Origin of the sequence: Buttiauxella sp. S19-1 (genome assembly GCF_022134725.1) — a bacterium.
Taxonomy (GTDB): domain Bacteria; phylum Pseudomonadota; class Gammaproteobacteria; order Enterobacterales; family Enterobacteriaceae; genus Buttiauxella; species Buttiauxella ferragutiae.
Genome location: NZ_JAHWLU010000195.1, coordinates 1 through 4,866 on the forward strand (window position 1 = coordinate 1; position 4,866 = coordinate 4,866).

Sequence of the window (4,866 nt, forward strand, 5' to 3'; positions counted from 1 at the left end):
CCGTTGTGCTCGCTCATGCCGAAGGTGGCAATAATGCCGCTGACATGGCGCAGGACTTTCTGCCCCTGCCAGAGCGTCAGGGTGACGTTTTTCTCCAGCAACGGGTCAGCCGTCTGGCGGAAAGACTGGCTGGCGACGTCAGCATCGAGGACAAATGCAGCGGAGTTGTGCTGCAGCAGGCGAAAACTCACCACCGCAAAGGTGTCCGGCTCCAGCCCTTCCACCTCCAGTGTGAAACGCAGTCCTTTTAATGACATGATCCTTCCCTGGGCCGACAGAATGCCGGACAAATGATAAACATCGTTAACAGGTGAAGGAGAATAATAGGTCTGGTTTTTTATAATGTGATAGCCATCAATTCTTCAGGCTGAAAATCAAATAAATCCCAAATAAAACAATTAAATATCAATAGTTTAATTGGTTATTTGTATGAATCAGATAATGAAATTCGCGTTGTGAATTAAACGAGATATTGAAGGTTACATGCAGTCCTGTAATCCGCTGCACGCCCTCAGCCACATCAGCTCAAACCAAAAAAAACGCCCCCGGCCATCAAGGTCGGAGGCGTTTCAAATGTCAAAACAACGCTTATTGCAGCAGAGAAATATCCGCAACCTGCAAGAACAGCTCGCGCAGTTTGGCAAGCAGCGTCAGACGGTTGATACGCAGTTCTTTATCTTCTGCGTTCACCATCACTTTGTCGAAGAACATATCCACGGGTTCACGCAACGCAGCCAGTTCCACTAACGCTTCCTGGTAACGGCCTTCGGCGAAGAACGGTTCCAGTTTGTCGCGCAGGATAACCAACTGACGAGCAAGATCCATCTCTTCTGGCTCTTTCAGAACCGAAGCACGTACGTGATCTTGTAGCTCTTCGTCTGACTTCGCCAGAATGTTGGAAACACGCTTGTTGGCTGCCGCCAGTGCTGCTGCCGCTTCCAGAGTACGGAAGTGCGACACCGCTTTCATGCGCGCATCAAAATCTGCTGGTTTGGTTGGACGACGTGCCAGAACAGCCTGGATGGTATCTACGCTGTGGCCTTCTTCCTGATACCAGGCACGGAAACGGCCTAGCATAAAGTCGATGACTTCGTCGGTAACCTTCTGGTTGGTCAGCTTATCACCGTAAAGACGCACGGCCTCTTCGGTAAGAGTTTGCAGATCAAGCGGCAGGTTTTTCTCAACGATGATACGCAGAACGCCAAGAGCGGCACGACGCAGAGCAAACGGGTCTTTGTCACCTTTCGGGTGCTGGCCAATACCGAAGATGCCCGCAAGGGTATCCATTTTATCGGCGATTGCCACAGCACAGGCCACCAGGTTAGACGGCAGTGCATCACCTGCAAAGCGCGGCTGATACTGCTCGTTCAGCGCAACAGCAACATCTTCTGCTTCGCCGTCGTGACGCGCATAGTGCATGCCCATCACGCCCTGGGTGTCGGTAAACTCGAACACCATGTTGGTCATCAGGTCGCATTTGGACAGCAAACCGGCGCGAGTTGCGTGGTTTACGTCTGCGCCAATCTGGCCAGCAATCCAGCCTGAAAGGGCTTCGATGCGGTTGGTTTTGTCACGCAGTGTACCGAGCTGTTGCTGGAACAGAACGGTTTCCAGACGCGGCAAGTTGTCTTCCAGGCGCTTTTTACGGTCGCTATTGAAGAAGAACTCGGCATCGGCCAGGCGTGGACGCACAACTTTCTCGTTACCAGAGATAATCTGAATCGGGTCTTTCGACTCGATGTTGGCAACGAAGATGAAGTTTGGCATCAATTTGCCGTCGCTTGCGTAAACCGGGAAGTACTTCTGGTCACCTTTCATGGTGTGAACCAGCGCTTCCGCAGGCACTTTGAGGAATTTCTCTTCAAATTTCGCGGTCAGAACAACCGGCCATTCCACCAGCGAAGTCACTTCTTCCAGCAGGCTTTCGCTCAGATCGGCATTTCCGCCAATTTTGCGAGCCGCTTCTTCAGCGCCTTCTTTGATTACCGCTTTACGCTGCTCGTAGTCGGCAATGACTTTGCCGCGTTCCAGCAGAATTTCAGGGTACTGATCGGCGTTGTCGATGGTGAATTCCGGCTCGCCCATAAAGCGGTGGCCGCGAATCACGCGATCGGATGCAATCCCAAGGATGGTAGCGGGAATGACTTCCGCGCCCAACAGCAGGGTCACAGTGTGCACCGGACGCACGAATTGGGTGTTGTTATCGCCCCAGCGCATCAGTTTTGGAATTGGCAATTTGGTCAGCGCGGTGGCAATCATTGCCGGCAGCAGCGCTTGTGCGCTTTCGCCTTTAACGTGCGCACGGTACATCAGCCATTCGCCTTTGTCAGTCGCCAGACGTTCAGCTTCAGCAACGGTGATACCACAACCACGAGCCCAGCCTTCTGCGGCTTTGCTTGGATTGCCTTCTGCGTCAAAAGCAGCAGAAATTGCCGGGCCGCGTTTTTCAACTTCACGGTCTGGTTGAGACTCAGCCAGATTAGCAATCTTCAGCGCCAGACGGCGCGGTGCTGCAAACCATTTCACTTCGCCGTGGGCGAGGTTCGCCGCATCCAGCTCCGCTGTTACTTGCGCCGCAAAGGATTCCGCCAGGCTGCGCAGGGCTTTTGGTGGCAGCTCTTCAGTGCCGATCTCCACCAGAAAAGTTTTTTCAGACATGGCAGCCTCTTATTTGTTCTTATTGCACATCGGGAAGCCAAGCGCTTCACGAGAAGCGTAATAGGCTTCGGCCACAGCTTTGGTCAGAGTACGAATACGCAGAATGTAGCGCTGACGTTCGGTAACCGAGATGGCCTTACGGGCATCAAGCAGGTTAAAGCTGTGCGCGGCTTTCAGAATGCGTTCGTAAGCAGGCAGCGGCAGTGGGTTTTCCAGCGCCAGCAGGTGCTGCGCTTCTTTCTCATACTGCTCGAAGCAGGAGAACAGGAAGTCCACATCGGCGTGTTCGAAGTTGTAAGTTGATTGCTCAACTTCGTTCTGGTGGAACACGTCGCCGTAGGTGGTTTTACCCAGCGGGCCATCGCTCCACACCAGATCGTAAACGCTATCTACGCCCTGGATGTACATCGCCAGGCGCTCTAAACCGTAGGTGATTTCACCGGTAACAGGTTTACATTCCAGGCCGCCCACTTGCTGGAAGTAAGTGAACTGCGTCACTTCCATACCGTTGAGCCACACTTCCCAGCCCAGACCCCAGGCACCCAGCGTTGGGTTTTCCCAGTTGTCTTCTACGAAGCGAATATCATGAATAGTTGGGTCCATACCCAGCTCTTTAAGCGACCCAAGGTACAACTCCTGAATGTTTTCTGGAGAAGGCTTGATGACCACCTGGAACTGATAGTAATGCTGTAAGCGGTTCGGGTTTTCACCATAGCGGCCATCGGTAGGGCGGCGAGATGGCTGCACATATGCAGTCGCCATCGGCTCTGGCCCTAAAGCCCGTAGGCAGGTCATTGGGTGAGAGGTGCCGGCGCCGACTTCCATGTCCAAAGGTTGAACAATGGTGCAGCCCTGGCGAGCCCAGTAGTCCTGTAAAGTCAGGATCAGGCCTTGAAAGGTCTTGGTATCAAACTTTTGCATGTTGATTTCGCACGCGTTCGAGAGGGTTAAAAAGGGAAGCGACCAGTATACCTGTTGATGGGAAGATAATCAGCCTGCATTCTCAGGCTGATGACGTTGTGTTGCGGCTTTATGTAGATGAAAGGTGCAAAAACTGACCACTTTCGTCAAAAGAGCAGGTAAAACCCTCCCGGCGCGTGGTACTGCCAAGAATTTCATAGCTTCCCTGGTACTGCTTAAAATCCACCACGCTGATGCGCTGGGCCTGCGTGTTGTAACGATGTGCAGCTTCCTGCTTGCAGGTTTCGATCATCACTACCCCCTGAATTGTGGGGTGTTGCGCGACTTGCGCATACTGTGTTTGCTGCTCCGGCGAACTACAAGCACTCAAGAACAAGGCTGCTAAAGCTAGCGCCCATCGGCTATTTTTTATTTTTGGCATCATCATTCGTTAACTGTACGTTAAAATCTTTTCTGTTAATCAATAATTAACAGGTATTTCATATTCTGCAAACCCACATGGCGCCATACAAGAGGGAAAATGCAAACTCAGATTTATACCTGTTCAGTACTCCGAGGAACGAATGCAGCAGAAAATTAACTGGATTGATAACTTGCGCGGGATTGCATGCCTGATGGTGGTGATGATTCACACCACCACCTGGTACATCACCAATGCGAAGATTGTCACGCCATTTAGTTGGGATTTATCGAACGTGCTGAACTCAGCTTCTCGCGTTAGCGTTCCCCTATTCTTCATGATTTCGGGTTATCTTTTTTTTGGTGAACGCAGTGCGCAGCAGCGCCACTTTTTGCGGATCGCCACCTGCTTGTTGTTTTACAGCGTGATTGCGCTCATCTACATCAAGCTGTTTACCCCAATCAACGCTGGCCTTTCACTGCGCTACATCCTGCAAAAACCGGTGTTTTATCACCTGTGGTTTTTCTTTGCGATCATGGTGATTTACCTGCTTTCACCGTTGATTCAGGTGAAGAAAGTTAACGCGGTGACAATTCTGGGCCTGATGGTGTTACTTGGCGTGATTGCCAACCCGAATACCGTGCCGCAAACGCTGGCGGGCGTGAAATGGCTACCGATTAATTTATACATCCGCGGCGACACGTTTTATTACGTGTTGTATGGATTGCTTGGGCGTGCGATTGGCATGCTGGAAACGGATAAACGCTGGATTAGCGGGCTGGCTGCGGGCTTGTTTGCACTGTGCATTTTTTCGATTTCGACGGGCACACGTCACCAACTGGAAGTGAACGGTAATTTTGCCGACACCTTCTACGTTTATTGTGGGC

At 51.7% G+C, this 4,866-nt stretch carries 4 protein-coding genes and 1 pseudogene; 1 reads left to right on the top strand and 4 read right to left on the bottom strand.

Going from position 1 to position 4,866, the window contains the following annotated elements; all coding sequences use genetic code 11:
* The 4 genes and pseudogenes from MES37_RS23475 to MES37_RS23490 form a co-directional block, all read right to left on the bottom strand.
* Nucleotides 1-257: pseudogene (locus tag MES37_RS23475) on the bottom strand (type VI secretion system tip protein VgrG); the annotation flags it as partial.
* Between the two features lie 331 nt (nucleotides 258-588).
* Nucleotides 589-2,658 (bottom strand): glycine--tRNA ligase subunit beta, encoded by a 2,070-nt coding sequence (glyS, locus tag MES37_RS23480; protein WP_064542535.1) that lies wholly within the window; start codon nucleotides 2,656-2,658, stop codon nucleotides 589-591.
* Between the two features lie 9 nt (nucleotides 2,659-2,667).
* The gene (gene glyQ / locus MES37_RS23485; protein ID WP_064542532.1) at nucleotides 2,668-3,579 is read right to left on the bottom strand and encodes a glycine--tRNA ligase subunit alpha; all 912 of its coding nucleotides are present in this window, start codon (nucleotides 3,577-3,579) and stop codon (nucleotides 2,668-2,670) included.
* Nucleotides 3,580-3,688: 109 nt separating this feature from the next.
* On the bottom strand, nucleotides 3,689-4,006 hold the full coding sequence (locus MES37_RS23490; protein WP_370918076.1) for a YsaB family lipoprotein: 318 nt from the start codon (nucleotides 4,004-4,006) through the stop codon (nucleotides 3,689-3,691).
* A gap of 136 nt (nucleotides 4,007-4,142) precedes the next feature.
* Here MES37_RS23490 and MES37_RS23495 point away from each other — a divergent pair.
* Nucleotides 4,143-4,866 (top strand): acyltransferase (locus MES37_RS23495; protein ID WP_237932743.1); only part of this gene is annotated, 724 nt, incomplete at its 3' end.

Coding starts and splice junctions, on each gene's coding strand:
- glyS (WP_064542535.1), bottom strand. CDS start 2,658: ATGTCTGAAAAAACTTTTCTGGTGGAGATCGGCACTGAAGAGCTGCCA.
- MES37_RS23490 (WP_370918076.1), bottom strand. CDS start 4,006: ATGATGATGCCAAAAATAAAAAATAGCCGATGGGCGCTAGCTTTAGCA.
- glyQ (WP_064542532.1), bottom strand. CDS start 3,579: ATGCAAAAGTTTGATACCAAGACCTTTCAAGGCCTGATCCTGACTTTA.